Annotated in this window: 10 protein-coding genes; 5 read left to right on the top strand and 5 right to left on the bottom strand. The window is 70.3% G+C overall.

All coding sequences use genetic code 11. The features are described from left to right. Window positions 1-4: 4 nt before the first annotated feature. Both ASC81_RS12090 and ASC81_RS12085 read left to right on the top strand, forming a co-directional pair. The gene (locus ASC81_RS12090) at window positions 5-3,289 is read left to right on the top strand and encodes an efflux RND transporter permease subunit (protein WP_056267088.1); all 3,285 of its coding nucleotides are present in this window, start codon (window positions 5-7) and stop codon (window positions 3,287-3,289) included. 1 nt (window position 3,290) lies between these two features. After that, entirely contained in the window at window positions 3,291-4,697 is a 1,407-nt protein-coding gene (locus ASC81_RS12085; protein ID WP_056267085.1) for an efflux transporter outer membrane subunit, read from the top strand. Here ASC81_RS12085 and ASC81_RS12080 read toward each other — a convergent pair whose 3' ends face one another. The 4 genes from ASC81_RS12080 to ASC81_RS12065 are packed head-to-tail and all read right to left on the bottom strand — an operon-like array spanning window position 4,698 to window position 8,285. Further along, on the bottom strand, window positions 4,698-5,321 hold the full coding sequence (locus tag ASC81_RS12080) for a membrane integrity-associated transporter subunit PqiC (RefSeq protein ID WP_056267082.1): 624 nt from the start codon (window positions 5,319-5,321) through the stop codon (window positions 4,698-4,700). Next, complete coding sequence (locus tag ASC81_RS12075) at window positions 5,318-6,364, bottom strand: MlaD family protein (RefSeq protein ID WP_056267080.1); 1,047 nt, start codon at window positions 6,362-6,364, stop codon at window positions 5,318-5,320. Before ASC81_RS12075 ends, ASC81_RS12080 begins: the two co-directional genes overlap by 4 nt. After that, a complete protein-coding gene (locus ASC81_RS12070) occupies window positions 6,361-7,140 on the bottom strand; it encodes an ABC transporter ATP-binding protein (RefSeq protein WP_056267077.1) in 780 nt (259 codons plus the stop codon). Before ASC81_RS12070 ends, ASC81_RS12075 begins: the two co-directional genes overlap by 4 nt. Further along, window positions 7,140-8,285, bottom strand: coding sequence for an ABC transporter permease (locus ASC81_RS12065; RefSeq protein WP_082536456.1), 1,146 nt, complete (start codon window positions 8,283-8,285; stop codon window positions 7,140-7,142). Before ASC81_RS12065 ends, ASC81_RS12070 begins: the two co-directional genes overlap by 1 nt. Before the next feature lie 183 nt (window positions 8,286-8,468). On the opposite strand from ASC81_RS12065, the gene ASC81_RS12060 reads away from it, so the two are divergent. From ASC81_RS12060 to ASC81_RS12050, 3 genes are all read left to right on the top strand, one after another. After that, on the top strand, window positions 8,469-8,780 hold the full coding sequence (locus ASC81_RS12060) for a hypothetical protein (RefSeq protein ID WP_056267075.1): 312 nt from the start codon (window positions 8,469-8,471) through the stop codon (window positions 8,778-8,780). A 74-nt stretch (window positions 8,781-8,854) separates the two neighbouring features. After that, window positions 8,855-9,901: a sensor histidine kinase gene (locus tag ASC81_RS12055; protein WP_056267073.1), complete on the top strand. Its 1,047-nt coding sequence runs from the start codon at window positions 8,855-8,857 to the stop codon at window positions 9,899-9,901. After that, window positions 9,889-10,602, top strand: a complete 714-nt coding sequence (locus ASC81_RS12050) for a LytTR family DNA-binding domain-containing protein (protein WP_056267070.1) — start codon at window positions 9,889-9,891, stop codon at window positions 10,600-10,602. Before ASC81_RS12055 ends, ASC81_RS12050 begins: the two co-directional genes overlap by 13 nt. Here ASC81_RS12050 and ASC81_RS12045 read toward each other — a convergent pair. Next, window positions 10,540-11,670: a Fic family protein gene (locus ASC81_RS12045; RefSeq protein ID WP_056267068.1), complete on the bottom strand. Its 1,131-nt coding sequence runs from the start codon at window positions 11,668-11,670 to the stop codon at window positions 10,540-10,542. The two genes, ASC81_RS12050 and ASC81_RS12045, sit on opposite strands and share 63 nt — an antisense overlap. Between the last annotated feature and the right edge of the window lie 81 nt (window positions 11,671-11,751).

Genomic DNA, 11,751 nt, shown 5'->3' with positions numbered 1-11,751 from the left:
CTCCATGGACATCTCACGCTTCTTCATCGACCGGCCGCGCTTTGCGACCGTGTTGTCTCTCTTCATCTTCCTGATCGGCGCGCTGGCCATTCCGCTGCTGCCGATCTCCGAGTACCCCGAGGTTGCACCGCCGCAGGTGGTGGTGCGCGCCCAGTACCCCGGCGCCAACCCGCGCGTGATCTCCGAGACCGTGGCTGCGCCGCTGGAGGAGCAGATCAACGGCCTGGAGAACGTGCTGTATTTCGACAGCCAGGCCACCGGCGACGGCGGCATGAGCCTGACGGTCACGTTCAAGATCGGCACCAATCCCGAAGCCGCCGAAACGGCGGTGCAGAACCGCATCAACCGAGCGTTGCCGCGCCTGCCCGACATCGTGCGCACCATCGGCGTGACGACGGAGAAGAGCAGCCCGAACCTGACCATGGTGGTCCACCTGGTCAGCCCCGACAACTCGCGCGACGCGCTCTACCTGCGCAACTACGGCTCGCTCAATGTGCGCGACGACCTGCTGCGCGTGCCCGGCATGGGCTCGGTGCAGACCTTCGGCGCCGGCGACTACGCGATGCGCATCTGGCTGGACCCGCAGAAGCTCGCCGCACGCAACCTGACGGCCGGTGAAGTGGTGGGCGCCATCCGCGAGCAAAACTCGCAGGTCGCCGCCGGCGTCGTCGGCGCCTCGCCATCGCCAAAAGGCACGGAGTTCGAGCTCGCCATCAACACGCAAGGCCGCCTCACCACCGAGGAGGAGTTCGCCAACATCATCGTCCGCGCCGAGCCGCGAACCGGTGCCATGGTGCGCCTGCGCGATGTCGGCCGCGTCGAGATCAGCGCCAACACGTATGCGCTGCGCAGCCTCTTGAACAACAAGGAAGCCGCGGCCATCGCCATCTTCCAGGCGCCGGGCTCCAACGCGCTGGCCATCTCGGAAAACGTGCGCAAGACGATGGAACGCCTGAAGCCGGCGTTCCCCGCCGGTGTCGACTACGCCATCGTCTACGACCCCACGCGCTTCGTGCAGACGTCCATCAGCAAGGTGGTCAGCACGCTGTTCGAGGCCGTTGGCCTGGTCGTGCTGGTCGTCATCATCTTCCTGCAGACCTGGCGCGCGTCCATCATTCCGTTGGTGGCCGTGCCGGTGTCCATCGTCGGCACGTTCTCGGTGCTGCTGCTGCTGGGCTTCTCCATCAACACGCTGACGCTGTTCGGCCTCGTGCTGGCCATCGGCATCGTGGTGGACGACGCCATCGTGGTGGTCGAGAACGTCGAGCGCAACATCCAGGACGGCCTCACGCCGCGTGCTGCGACGATCAAGGCGATGCAGGAGGTCTCCGGGCCCATCATCGCCATCGCGCTGGTGCTGTGCGCCGTGTTCATCCCGCTGACGCTCGTGCCGGGTCTGTCGGGTCAGTTCTACAAGCAGTTCGCCGTCACCATTGCCATCTCCACGGTGATCTCGGCGTTCAACTCGCTCACACTCTCGCCCGCGCTCGCCGCCATCCTGCTGCGCCCGCATGACGCGCCCAAGGATGCGCTGATGCGCGGCATGGACAAGGTCTTCGGCCGCTTCTTCAACTGGTTCAACCGATTCTTCCATCGCCGCTCCGAGGATTACGGCCGCGGCGTCACCGGCATCCTCAAGCGCAAGTCCGCGGCGCTCGTCGTCTACGCGCTGCTGCTCGGCGCCACGGCGCTGGTGTTCTCGCGCATCCCCAGCGGTTTCGTGCCCGCGCCCGACAAGCAGTACCTCATCGGCATTGCGCAACTGCCGGCCGGCGCGAGCCTGGACCGCACCGAGGAGGTCATCCGCAAGATGAGCGAGATCGCGCTGAAGGTGCCCGGTATCGTCGACTCGGTGGCCTTTCCCGGCCTGTCTGGCGCCGGCTTCTCGGCTGCGCCCAACGAGGGCATCGTCTTCTTCGGCCTGGCCGACTTCGAGAAGCGCACTTCGCGTGACCTCAGCAAGGAGGCCATCCTTGGCCAGGTCAACGGCGCCATCCAGCAGATCCAGGGCGCGCGCATGTTCGTCGTGCCGCCGCCGCCGGTGGACGGCCTGGGCATCGCGGGCGGCTTCAAGATCCAGGTGCAAGACCGCAGCAGCCAGGGCGAGCAGGCCTTGTACGGCGCCGTCTGGGGCACGCTGGGCCAGGTCTACGCCAACCCCAAGACCAGCATCGGCACGCCGTACTCCAACTACGACATCAACGTGCCGCAATTGTTCGCCAATGTCGACCGCACCAAGGCCAAGCAGATCGGCGTGCCACTCGCGTCCATCTACGACACGCTGCAGATCAACCTCGGCTCGCTTTACGTCAACGACTTCACCAAGTTCGGCAAGACGTATCAGGTGATCGTGCAGGCCGATGCGCCCTTCCGCGCCAAGGCTGAGGACATCACCCAGCTCAAGACGCGCAACGGCGCCGGCGAGATGGTGCCGCTGGGCTCGTTGATGACGGTCGAGCCCACCTTTGGCCCGACCCGCGTCACGCGCTACAACGGCTTCCCGGCGGCCGACATCAACGGCGCGCCCAACCCCGGCTTCTCGTCGGGGCAGGCCGAGGTCGAGATCGAGAACCTGCTCAAGACGCTGCCACGCGGCTTCGGCTACGAGTTCACCGATCTGAGCTACCAGGACCGCCTGACCCGCGACGTCGCCGTGCCCGGCACAACGCTGAAGATCCCGACGCTGGCGGCCGTGCTGCTGTTCTCGGTCATCCTCGTCGTGCTGGTGCTGGCCGCGCAGTACGAGAGCTGGAGCCTGCCGCTGGCCATCATCCTGATCGTGCCGATGTGCATCCTGTCGGCGCTGTTCGGCGTGTGGATTTCGCACTTCCCGCCGTTCGGGCAGGCGGGCGACCTGAACATCTTCACGCAGGTGGCGCTGGTCGTGCTGGTCGGCCTGGCCTGCAAGAACGCCATCCTGATCGTCGAGTTCGCCAAGGAGCTGGAGGAGCGCGGCAAGTCGGTCACCGACGCCGTCATCGAGGCCTGCCGCCTGCGGCTGCGCCCCATCCTGATGACGTCCATCGCCTTCTGCGCAGGCGTCATCCCGCTGATCCTCGGCTCCGGCGCCGGCAGCGAGATGCGCCGCGCGATGGGCATCGCCGTGTTCTCCGGCATGCTCGGCGTGACCTTCTTCGGCATCTTCCTGACGCCGGTGTTCTACGCGCTGTTGCGCAAGGGCACCGAGAAGCGTCGCGCCCGCGCGGCCGCGCTGAAGGCCGAGATCGAAGCGTCCGCCCATGCGTTCCACCCAGGCATCGACGATGCACCCACGACGAAGGGGCACTGACATGCTGACCCGCCTTACTCCCCTCGCCCTCGCCGCGCTTGTCGCTGGTTGCGCCGCCCCTGGCTCATCGCAAGGACCGGCCAACCTGGCACCGGCGCAGTTCTCCCAACTGCCTTCCATCGACGCCCAGGCGGCCAATGGCGCCGCGCAGATGACGGCCGCCTTCGTCGACAGCGCCCAGCTGCAGCGTGTCGTCGACGACGTGCTGGCCAGCAACCGCGACCTGCGCGCCGCTGCTGCGCGACTGCGCCAGACCGAGGCGCTTGCCACCGCCGCTGGCGCCCAGCGCCTGCCGTCCGCCGGGGTGGGTGCCAGCGCCAGCCGCCAGCGTGCCGCCAACGACCAGGGGCAGTACAGCACCTTCAACAGCTACGGCGTCAGTGCGACGGCCGGGTGGGAGGTCGACCTGTGGGGCCGCGCGTCGGCTGCCGCTCAGGCTGCCGGTTATGACGCCCAGAGCGCCGCGCTGGACCGCGACGCCGCCGCGCTCAGCCTGGCCGGCACGGCGCTCAACCTGCAGACCCAGCTCATCGGCCTCGGCCACCGGCTCAAGCTCGCCAAGGAGACGCTGGTGGTGCAGAACCAGCTGCTCGACCTGGTGAAGGCCCGCGTCGGCGCCGGCCGCGGCACGGCGCTGGACCAGGCGCGCGCCGAAGCCCTTGTCGCGCAGACTTCGGCCAGCGTGCCGGCGCTGCGCAATGCGGCTTGCCTCACGCGCTTGCAGCTTGACGTGCTGCGCGGCCAGCCGCCGGCTGACTGCGACAGGGCCGACAGCGACCCGTTGCCCGCCATGCCCGAGCCGCGCCTGATCAGCCTGGGCACGCTGCCCGACCCGGCCGGCCTGCTGGCCGCTCGCCCCGACGTGAAGGCCGCTGCCATCCGTGCGCAGGCCGCCGCGTCGCGCGCCCACGTCGCCTGGGCCGCGCGCTGGCCGAGCATCGGCCTATCGGGCTCGATTGGCTGGAGCAGCGGGAGCGCCTCCGACCTGTTCAAGAGCGCCACACGCGTCAACAGCCTGGCTGCCGCGCTGAACTGGAACTTCCTTGATTTTGGCGCCCGCAAGGCCGAGGAATCGGCCGCCCGCGCAGGCTTCGACGCCGCGGTGGCCGGTGCCGAGCAGGCCCAGCTGGTGGCGCTGCAGGAAGCCCAGGGAAGCCTGTCGACGCTTCGCGAGACCGAGCTGCAGGCCGTGGCCCAGGCCCAGGCGGCCGATGCGACCGTCCGAGCACGCGAACTGGCTTTCAAGCGCTACGACGCTGGCGTGACCGACTTCTATTCGCTGCTCAACGCCGAGCAGGAGCGCCTGGCGGCGCAGGACGCGCTGATCCAGGTACAGACCAGCCGCGCAGCGTCATTGCTGGCGGTGCACAAGGCGTTTGCGGCGCGGCTGACCGCGTCGGCGCCCTGATCAAGAACCCGCCACGATCCTTGCCGCCAGCAGCGTCACGCTGCGGCGGTAGGCGTCGGCCAGTGCGTCCGGCTGTGCGCTGCACGGCACCGTCAGCTCTGCCGAGCCGGGCGGCGGCAGCGCCGTGCCGGCCGGGGCCTGCAGTGGCAGCCAGTGCCAGCGCCCGCGCAATGTCAGCTGCAGGCCGTCGCCACCGGCGCGCGCCAGCCATTCGTCCACCTGCACGACCAGCCGCAGTGATTCGCCGTCCGGCGCATTCGGCCGGCCGACGGTGACGGGGTAGGGCTGGCGCAGCCGCCACAGGTCTTCGGCCAGCACGCGCGGCAGCGCCTCGCGCAGCGGTTCGGCCCAGCGCGCCTCGGGCAGCGCCACCAGGCCGGCGTTGCCTTCGGCCACCAGGATCTCGTCGCGGTCCAGCAGATCGGGCAGCGACACCTGCGGGTTCAGCACCCAGGCGCGGCCGTCCTTGCCCGGCTTGGCGTCGGCAGGCAGCGTCGGCATGCCGGTCAGGCCATACAGGCGCCGCGGCGGTGTGCTGCGCGTCGCGCAGCCGGCGAGCGTCACCGCTGCCAGCAGCAACAAGGCATCGCGACGGTGCGCGCGGTCGGGAATCGAGGTCGTCATTTGGCGGGCTCCACGGCGGGCGCGGGAACGGGATCGGGCTTGCGGCCCAGCAGCAGCTGCTGGGGCTGGGCGTCCAGCGAGCGGGCCAGCTGGCGCAGCGCCCGCGCGGCCTGCGACAGCTCGCGCATCGTGCGCTCGGTCTGCTGCAGCAGCGGCCCATCGCCGTCGGCGGCTTCACGCAGCGAGGCGCTGGCGTGGGCCAGCTCGTTGACGGCGCGCTGCAGGTCCCGCACGACCGGCCCCTTCGGGTCCAGCAGCTCGTTGGCCTGGTCGGCTGTCTTGCCCAGGCGGTCGGCGGTGTCGGACACCTCGCTGCCGGCGCGGTCCACGCTGGCCATCGCGCGCTCGGCCCCCTGCGTCAATGGCACGGCGCGGCGGTCCAGCTGTGCGGCCAGGCGGCGGGCGTGGGTGGCGGTGGCGGCGAAGTCCTTCAGGCCCTGCTTGAGCTCCGGTGCGGCGATCAGCTGGCGCGCAGAGTTGGCGATCTGGCTCAGGTCGTCCACGATCTTGCGCAGGTCCACGCTTTCGAGCTGGTCCTTCAAGGCCTGGAAGGCGGTGGCGCTGGTGGGGATCTCGGTGGCCTCGCCCTTGTAGCCGCCATGCAGCTTGCCGGGCGGCTTGGTGCGGAAGTCGAGGTCGACATAAAGCTGGCCGGTCAGCAGGCTTTGCGTGCCGAGCTGGGCGGTCAGGCCGCGCTTGATCAGCGTGGGCAGCGCATGGGCGATGTCCTCGTTGCCCTGGCGCCCATCCAGGCCGCGCACGGCGTCGGCATCGAGCCGTGCGAGCACGGGGATGGCGAAGTTGTCGGTCTTGCTGTCGTAGTGGACGCTGATGTCGGTCACGTCGCCGATGCGCACGCCTCGGAAGACCACGGGCGCGCCCTTCTGCAGGCCGAACACGGAACCCGAGAAGAACATGACGACGCGCTCGGGCCGCTGGAACCAGCTCTGGCCCGGCAGCGCGATGAGGGCCAGCACAAGCAGCGCGAGCCCGCCGACGACAAAGGCGCCGATGAAGAAGGGGCTGGCGCGGCGGCGCTTCATGCCGCTTCCCTTTCGGGCTCGTACAGCCCGCGCGTCAGAAACTCGCGCACCGCATCCGGCCCCTGGTCGCGCAGTTCCGCTGGCGGCCCCAGCGCGGTGGCCGTGTGCGCTTCCACATCGAGAAACAGCAGCCGGTCGGCCACGGCGAACAGGCTGTCCAGCTCATGCGTGACCAGCACGATGGCTGTGCCGAGGTCGTTCTTCAAGCGCTTGATGAGATCGTCAAGCCGCGCCGAGGTCAGCGGGTCCAGGCCTGCCGAGGGCTCGTCCAGGCAGAGCAGCGGCGGGTCCAGCATTAGCGCGCGCGCAATGGCCGCGCGCTTGCGCATGCCGCCCGACAGCGCGCCGGGCTCGGCGTCGAAGGCCGTGGCGTCGGGCAGGCCGGCCAGCGCCAGCTTGAAGCGCGCCCGCTGCTCGCGCTCGGCCTCGCTGAGCTCGGTGTAGAGCTCCAGCGGCAGCATCAGGTTCTCGCCCACGGTCATGCTGCTCCACAGCGCGCCGGCCTGGAAGGCCACGCCGATCTCGCGCCGCGGCGGGTCGTCGCCGTGAACATCGCGCTGCTGGCCGCCGGCCGTCCAGGTGACGCTGCCGACCTTGGGCGTGTGCAGGCCGATCATGTGGCGCAGCAGCGTGCTCTTGCCGCAGCCGCTGGCGCCGCAGATGGCCAGCACCTCGCCGGCGCGCACCTCGAAGTTCAATCCATGCTGCAGCTCGCGGCCGCCGGCGTGCAGGCTGAGGTTCTCGACGCGCATCAGCACTTCACCTGGCTCGGCCATCAGACGCCCAATCGTTGAAAAATGACCGTCAGCAGCGAGGCGGCAACAACCATCCAGATGATGGCCTGCACGACGGCCGCCGTCGTCGCCTCACCCACGGCCTGCGCGCTGCGCCCGGCGTTCAGACCCTGGCGGCAACCGGCCAGCGCCACCAGCACGGCATAGACGCTGCCCTTGAGCAGGCCCACGAACAGGTCCCAGCCCGCCAGTGCCTCGCGCGTCGTCGCCAGGTAGGCCATGGCCGGCACGTCGTACATGCCCACCGCCACGGCCATGCCCACGCCCAGGCCGGCCACGCCGGCGCACAGCGTCAGCAGCGGGCCGGTGACCAGCAGGGCCAGCATGCGCGGCAGCACCAAGTGCTCCACCGGGTCGATGCCCAGCGTCGTCAAGGCGTCGATCTCTTCGCCGGCGCGCATGCTGCCGATCTGCGCCGCGAACGCCGCGCCCACGCGGCCGGCCAGCACGATGCCGACCACCAGTGCCGCGATCTCGCGCACCACGCCGATGGTCACCAGGTTGGCGATGAAGCTCTGGGCGCCAAAGCGTTGCAACTGCTCGGCGCCCATGTAGGCCACGATGAGGCCGACCAGCGAGCTGACCAGCAGCACGATGGGCAGGCTGCGCGGCCCGGTCTGCTCGATCTGCCACAGCCAATCGCTCATGCGCATGGCGCTGCGACTGCGCAGCAGTCGGCCCAGCGCCCCCAGCACCTCGCCGACCAGGGCCACGGTCTTGCGCCATTCCGGCTCGGGTGCGACGTCGTCGGCCGCGGCAGGCGCTGGTTTTCGTGGTGCGCCTGCGGGCTGCGGCAGACTCAGGTGCAGCAGCGGCTGCAGGCCGCGCGGCAGGCCGGCGAGGTCAAGCTGCACCCCCGCGCGCGCCAGCGGCGCCAGCCTTTGCCACAGCGCGCCGGCCAATGGCGGCTGCCAGTGCGACAGCGCCGTGCTGTCCACGCTGAGCTGGGTCTCCGGGTTCAATGCCAGCTCGGCCGGTGGTCGTGGCAACTCGGGCTCTCCGCGCGACAAGTCGCCGGTCAGCACCAGCCGCCACAGAGAACCTTCGCCTTCCCAACGCGCGCTGCCCGCGGCATCACGGCCGGTCTGGCGAGGCGAGAGCAAAGGCGCGGGCAGGGCGTGAGACATGTGCCACCATGCTGTGCCGCCAAGGCGCCATTGCGGCCCGGACGCCGGCGCCGCCGTGTGTAGGACGGCGCCCGGTTCGCCGTTGTCGGTGCCTGCCGACAGACAGGCAAGCGGCCGGACGACGGCAGCCGGCCAACGTGGCGCGGACAGTTGTCGCACTGACATTGCCCGGAGGGCCTCGCCATGAAAACCACGCCCCCGCCCCGTACCGAAGACAGCGGCATCCACGCCGACCGCCCGCGCACCACCGGCGACGCGTCGCGGCCGCTGGGCCCTTCGCTGCCGCATGACCGAGACCAGCAGGCCACGGCCACCAACACAGCGCCCGACCCGCACATGAAGCGCGCCGCACGGGACTTGAAGGAAGGCCAGGTCGACACCGATCTGCGCGCCACGCCGGGCTTGGATGCCAACCGCCGCGGCGACATGGTGGAGGGCGGCGAACAAGGCGCCGGCAAGCAAAAGCCCAGCCCCGCGGCGGACGCCACCGACTGAGCGTCGGGACGAATGGCGCTGGTGCTGGGGCGGGCCGCGGCGGCATCCGCGTGGCGGGCGGCTAACCTCCCGGCATGTCCATCCTGCCGCGCCGCTGGCGCCTGCCCTATGTCGCGCTGCTGACCGTCGTCGGGCTGCTGCTCAGTGCCTCCGCGCTGCAGGACTACCTGCAGTACGGCGGCCGGCGGCCGTGGGAGCCCTTCCTTTGGGAGTTCAGCTCCATCGCCGTCATCGGCGCACTGGCGCTGGGCGTGCACGCGCTCGTCGGTGGGCTGCGTGGCCGGCCCTGGCCGCAGCAACTCGCCGGGCATGCGCTGGCGCTGCCGGTCTTCAGCGTGTTGCATATCGCCGGCATGTTCGGGCTGCGCCTGCTCGTCTACCGCTGGGCCGGCGTCGAGTACCACCCCGACGACGTGCCGACGCTCCTGGTCTTCGAGGGCGGCAAGGACGCGGTCAGCTACATCAGCTTCTGCCTGATCTCGCGTGGCGTGTGGATGGCCCAGGCCGCCGAACGTGCGCGCCTGGAGCTGGCCGAGCTGCGGCTTGCGCGTCTGGCCGACCAGGTGCAACCGCATTTCCTGTTCAACACGCTCAACCTGATTTCGTCGGTCATGTACGAGGATGTGCCGCGCGCCGACCGGCTGCTGTGCCAGCTGGCCGACCTGCTGCGCCAGACGCTGGCCGCTCAAGCGCGCAGCGAGCACACGGTGGCCGAGGAGCTGGCCCTGGTGCGGCCCTTCCTCGACCTGATGCAGGCCCGCTTCGGCCCGGAGCGCCTGGTCGTGCAGATCGACGCGGATGCCGCCGCGCGCGAGTGCCGCCTGCCGGCGCTGCTGCTGCTGGCGCCCGTGGAGAACGCGGTCAAGCACGATGTGGCGCGTCACCGCGGGCGCGTGACCGTGCGCGTACACGCCGAGCGCGTCGGCGAGCGGCTGCGGCTGAGCGTCAGCAACCACGGTGATACACCGGTGCCCGAGGCGAAGACCGATCCGGATGGCGGCCTTGGCCTGCGCAACCTGCGCGAGCGGCTGACCGCGCGCTACGGCGGCGCCGCGCGGGTGAAGTTCGGGCCGGAAGGCGGCGGCATGCGCCTGGACCTGGATTTGCCGTGCGCGTCCTGATCGTCGACGACGAGCCCGCCGCGCGCGCCAAGCTGCGCCGCCTGCTGGCCGCGGAAGCCGATGTGGCCGAGCTGATGGAAGCGCCCGACGCGCCGGCAGCGCTCGCCCTGGTGCAGGCCTTGGCGCCGCCGCCCGACCTCGCCCTGCTCGACATCGAGATGCCCGGCGGCAACGGCGTGCAGCTGGCTGCCGCCCTGCGCGAGGTCGGCGTGCGCTGCGTCATCTTCTCGACGGCCCATGCCGAGCATGCGCTGCAGGCCTTCGAGCTGGCCGCGCTGGACTACCTGCTCAAACCCTACACGCCCGAGCGCCTGTCGGCGGCGCTCATGCGTGTGCGCGAGCAACTCGCGCGACCCGCAGCGAATGTCGGCGTGCACTGGGTCGATGGCCAGCGCTTGCTGCTGGCGGACGTGCAATGGCTGAGCGCGGCCGACAACTACATCGAGCTGCACCTGCCGCCGCGCAGCCTGCTGGAGCGCGTCACGCTGGCCGACGCGCTGGCGCGCCCCGGCTGGGCCGCGCGCTTCGTGCGGGTGCATCGCAGCCATGCGGTCAACCCGGCGCATGTCATACGCATCGAGCGCCTGGGCAGCGGCGAGGCAGTGCTCACCTTGAGCGGCGGCGAACAGCTGCGGGTGTCACGGGGCTACCGCGACGTCCTGACGGAGTTCGTAATGGGTGCTGCGCCCGGCCGCGCCTGAGCGCTGCAGCACGCCGAGCGCCACCAGTGCATTGAGGTCGCGCAAGGCGGTGTCGGTCGAGCACTTGGCGAGCGCGGCGAACTTCGCCGTCGTGAGCTTGCCCTCGAAGCCGTCGAGCAGGCGGTTCAAGACCTGGACCTGGCGCTCGTTGAGGGCCGCGCCGTGGACGCGATGCCAGAAGCGCGACTTGTGCAGAACCGCGTCGAGCGTGCCATTGGCGTGGTCTACCGCGGCGCTGAGCATTTGCAGCAGCCACAGCAGCCATTCGGTCACGTCGAGCGTGCCTTTTTGCGTACGTTCGAGGATGTCGTAGTAGGCCTTGCGCTCGCGCTGGATCTGCGCCGACAGGCTGTAGAAGCGCTGCGGGCTGCCGTCGGCCCGCGCGAGCAGCAGGTCGCCCACCGCACGGGCGATGCGGCCATTGCCGTCGTCAAAGGGGTGCAGCGTGACGAACCAGAGATGACCCAGGCCGGCGCGGATCAACGCCGGCTCCTGGGGCGCGGGCGCGTTCGCCCAGCTGAGGAAGCGCAGCATTTCCGCGTCGAGCCGCGCGGCGGGCGGCGCCTCGTAATGCACGCGCTGGCGGCCGAGCGGGCCGGAGACGACCTGCATGGGCCCCTGCGCGTCGTCGCGCCAATCGCCTGTGTTGATTGGCGCCAGGCCCGAGAAGCCGGTGGGGAACAGCGCCGCGTGCCAGCCGAACAGGCGTGCCTCGGTCAGTGGTGCGCTGGCATGGGTCGTCGCGTCCAGCACCATGTCGACGACGCCGTCCACGTGCCGGTCCGGCGGCGCCAGCGCGCCAATATCCACGCCCAGTCGGCGTGCGACGGACGAGCGCACCGACGCCGGATTCAGCGCCTCGCCTTCGATGGCGCTGGTCTGCAGCACGTCGTCAGTCAAGGCGGCGAGGCTGGCCTGGTCGCGCGGCTCGAAGCCCACGTCGGCCAGGCGTCCGAGCAGCCGGCCCTGGGCCTGGCTCACGGTAGCCAGCGGCGTGGCCAGTGCCGCCAGGTCATAGCGCCAGGCGGGCCACTGCGGCGATTGCCAGATGTATTCGACGCTGAACATGCGGTGATTGTGGCCGGAATCGGCGCATGGCCGCTTAATCACCGCGCAAATTGCGGTAAATGTCTGCGTTTTTCACCGCAG

It is taken from the genome of Pelomonas sp. Root405 (assembly GCF_001425165.1).
In the GTDB taxonomy this organism is placed as follows: domain Bacteria; phylum Pseudomonadota; class Gammaproteobacteria; order Burkholderiales; family Burkholderiaceae_C; genus Pelomonas.
Note: the sequence above shows the minus strand (reverse complement) of the source record. Positions and strands in the feature narration are given on the sequence as shown.

Coding starts and splice junctions, on each gene's coding strand:
- ASC81_RS12055 (WP_056267073.1), top strand. CDS start 8,855: ATGTCCATCCTGCCGCGCCGCTGGCGCCTGCCCTATGTCGCGCTGCTG.
- ASC81_RS12045 (WP_056267068.1), bottom strand. CDS start 11,670: ATGTTCAGCGTCGAATACATCTGGCAATCGCCGCAGTGGCCCGCCTGG.
- ASC81_RS12090 (WP_056267088.1), top strand. CDS start 5: ATGGACATCTCACGCTTCTTCATCGACCGGCCGCGCTTTGCGACCGTG.
- ASC81_RS12075 (WP_056267080.1), bottom strand. CDS start 6,364: ATGAAGCGCCGCCGCGCCAGCCCCTTCTTCATCGGCGCCTTTGTCGTC.
- ASC81_RS12060 (WP_056267075.1), top strand. CDS start 8,469: ATGAAAACCACGCCCCCGCCCCGTACCGAAGACAGCGGCATCCACGCC.
- ASC81_RS12065 (WP_082536456.1), bottom strand. CDS start 8,285: ATGTCTCACGCCCTGCCCGCGCCTTTGCTCTCGCCTCGCCAGACCGGC.
- ASC81_RS12070 (WP_056267077.1), bottom strand. CDS start 7,140: ATGGCCGAGCCAGGTGAAGTGCTGATGCGCGTCGAGAACCTCAGCCTG.
- ASC81_RS12080 (WP_056267082.1), bottom strand. CDS start 5,321: ATGACGACCTCGATTCCCGACCGCGCGCACCGTCGCGATGCCTTGTTG.
- ASC81_RS12085 (WP_056267085.1), top strand. CDS start 3,291: ATGCTGACCCGCCTTACTCCCCTCGCCCTCGCCGCGCTTGTCGCTGGT.